Origin of the sequence: Moorena sp. SIO1F2, from assembly GCF_010672755.1 — a bacterium.
Lineage (GTDB): Bacteria > Cyanobacteriota > Cyanobacteriia > Cyanobacteriales > Coleofasciculaceae > Moorena.
This window is the reverse complement of sequence record NZ_JAAHFV010000570.1, coordinates 1-2,575: the sequence shown is the minus strand read 5'-3', so window position 1 is coordinate 2,575 and position 2,575 is coordinate 1. Positions and strand designations below refer to the sequence as shown.

Genomic DNA, 2,575 nt, shown 5'->3' with positions numbered 1-2,575 from the left:
GGCAATGGCTCGGTCAATACATTTAGCTAGGGTATTGACAAAATCTTCTAAACGTGTGTTGATTCCAGTAGCAGGGTTGATTCGTCCATGGGAGAAGCCACTACCCATGTGGATGTCAGATAGGTGAAGAATTTTTATCATTGGCGATGATACTATTACAAAGTAGACATGATGAGATTAGGAAATAGCAATTAACAATTTTTAAATTGCTATTTTCCTATTAATATCTATAGTCACTTTTTGATTTTTGAAAACATCCCTTTGGTTATTCGTCAAGAATTTCAGATAGAGCTTGATGGATGACCTGTTTTTGCTCAGAATCGTATCTCCAGCGCTGCAGAAATTCTTGGTAGTTGCCAACTCCAGTAAGGGCGCTTTGCCTTAACTGTTGGGCAATGTCAAACAGGCTTGGCATATTTAGTTGTTTAATGAGATTAGCACTACGCGTTCGCGGAGCGGCTCCTACGGAGCATCGCACTCGGTCTGATCCTTGAGCCATGTCTTCTTTACCATTGCGGCGATGGTTCAATCCCATTGCCGCTGACATAGCTAAATTTTTGACTAACAGTTCCGCTACGATTTCGGGGGATGACTCTAGAGCTGTGATCACCTCTGGTGAGGGATTGTCGGCTAAGGTGCTGTCACTGGTAAGGTAGGTGACAAAGAAACCTCTAGCACCATTTTTGGTTTTGACTAAGGATGCGATCGCATCGGTAATTTCTGGCGATGTTAGTTCCCCTGTTGCCATTTTGGTCATTATCGATTCCGTGAATGCGATGGCATTATCAAAGGTTACGGTTTCTAGAATCTCCATGGCATTTATCAGGCTAGCTCAATCGTAGGTCAGTTTCAATTTGAGCACAATTTTCAGAAAACCGCAGATAGAGCTTTTACTATCAATCCCCCAAAGTTATCAGCGGTCAGCGGTCAGCGCTCAGTGGTCAGCCCTCAGCGCTCAGCCGTCAGCCGTCAGCCGTCAGCCTTGGCCTTTGGCCACGCTACGCGAACAGCCTTGGCCTTTGGCCACTACTGATTGCTGATTGCTGATTGCTGATTGCTGATTACTGATTGCTGATTGCTGATTGCTGATTACTGATTGCTGATTACTGATTGCTGATTACTGATTGCTGATTACTGTTCGCGTAGCGTGCGCGTAGCGCATATGCTTACAAACCAACCCCTAACTCTTGACAATTGCTCCAAAATCTGCTAATACACGAGCATGATTCCGCAACAATCCTAACAAATTCAAGCGATTACTGCGAATATTGGGGTCAGGATCCATCACCAATACACTCTGGTCACCATCAAAGAAAGTGCTAACTGTAGGAGTAATCTGCTCTAGTGCTTCCACTAATTTCTGATAATCTCGCTCTTCCTGAGAAGCTTTAATTTTTGGCACTAATTCCACGAGAGCATCATAAAATGCTTGCTCACAAGACTTCTGGAAGTGTTCCGGATTCACTACTGTTGTTGGTTGTAACTCTTTGGTATCTAAATCCCCTTGTTTAGCTAAACGAGCTGAACGGTTGACAGTTTCATAGATTTTATCCAGGGTACCATTATCTCGGATAGACTGGAGAAACAAAGCGCGATCGCGTACATCTAACACATCAATTAATGCCCTGTTTTGATACTCGGGATCATCTTCTCCTAACACAGCATTCACTAAATCATAATCAATTTTCTTTTCTTCTTGGAGCAGAGTCCGAATCCGTTGTAAGAAAAATTCCTGTAATGACTCTATTGGTGAATTCTTGTCTGGATAAGCAGCTACAAAATCCGCAGCAATATCTTTTAGCAACTGCTGGAGATTAATCGGTAAATTTGCATCCCAGGTAATGTTGATAATCCCATTAGCAGCACGACGTAGAGCAAAGGGATCAGAAGAGCCTGTGGGTAACATACCTAAGCCAAAGATACTGACTAAGGTATCTAGCCTGTCTGATAACCCTACCACTTGCCCAGTAATGGTTTGAGGTAGAGAATCACCTGCACCCCTCGGTAAATAATGCTCAAAAATTGCTGTTGCGACTTGCTCAGATTCCCCACTAGCAACGGCATACTTTTGTCCCATTACCCCTTGTAATTCAGGAAATTCATACACCATCTGGGTAACCAAGTCTGCTTTACACAATAAGGCCGCCCTTTGAATCTGAGTAATCGCCTCTGGTGAGATTAGATTAGGAGAGTGTTGACGTAACTGGTCAGTAATTTGACTCGCTATCTTTTCTATTCTACCGACCTTTTGGCGTACTGAACCCAAATCTTTCTGAAAAGTGACTTTCTCCAGTTGGGGTAAATAGCTTTCTAAGGGTGAGTCGATATCGGTTTTGTAGAAAAACTGGCCATCGGCTAACCTCGCTCGGATTACTCGCTCGTTGCCAGTAGCAATAATTTCGGATTTGGCGGGGTCACCGTTACCAATAGTAATAAAATAGGGGATAAGTTCAGTAGCTGCTTCGGTTTTGAATACTGGGAAGTAGCGCTGGTGAGACACCATCTCTGTGGTGACCACTTCTTGAGGTAAATTCAAGAATTCTGAGGAAAATTTACCCACTACTGCTGTCCTAAA

3 protein-coding genes and 1 pseudogene are annotated in these 2,575 nt (G+C 43.4%); 1 reads left to right on the top strand and 3 read right to left on the bottom strand.

Features of this window, described 5'->3' with window-relative positions; genetic code table 11:
• Both F6J94_RS32850 and F6J94_RS32845 read right to left on the bottom strand, forming a co-directional pair.
• Nucleotides 1-141 (bottom strand): annotated as a pseudogene (locus F6J94_RS32850) (DNA double-strand break repair protein Mre11); the annotation flags it as partial.
• Nucleotides 142-265: 124 nt separating this feature from the next.
• A complete protein-coding gene (locus F6J94_RS32845; protein WP_293047897.1) occupies nt 266-814 on the bottom strand; it encodes a hypothetical protein in 549 nt (182 codons plus the stop codon).
• Between the two features lie 40 nt (nt 815-854).
• Between F6J94_RS32845 and F6J94_RS32840 the strand changes: the two genes are divergently transcribed.
• Nucleotides 855-1,040, top strand: a complete 186-nt coding sequence (locus tag F6J94_RS32840) for a hypothetical protein (protein ID WP_293022075.1) — start codon at nt 855-857, stop codon at nt 1,038-1,040.
• Between the two features lie 140 nt (nt 1,041-1,180).
• On the opposite strand, the gene glyS is transcribed toward F6J94_RS32840, so the two are convergent.
• On the bottom strand, nt 1,181-2,575 hold a 1,395-nt coding region (gene glyS, locus F6J94_RS32835), incomplete at its 5' end, for a glycine--tRNA ligase subunit beta (protein ID WP_293047894.1).

What these genes read in the sequence shown, in the direction of transcription:
- F6J94_RS32845 (WP_293047897.1), bottom strand. Translation starts at nt 814, where the DNA reads ATGGAGATTCTAGAAACCGTAACCTTTGATAATGCCATCGCATTCACG.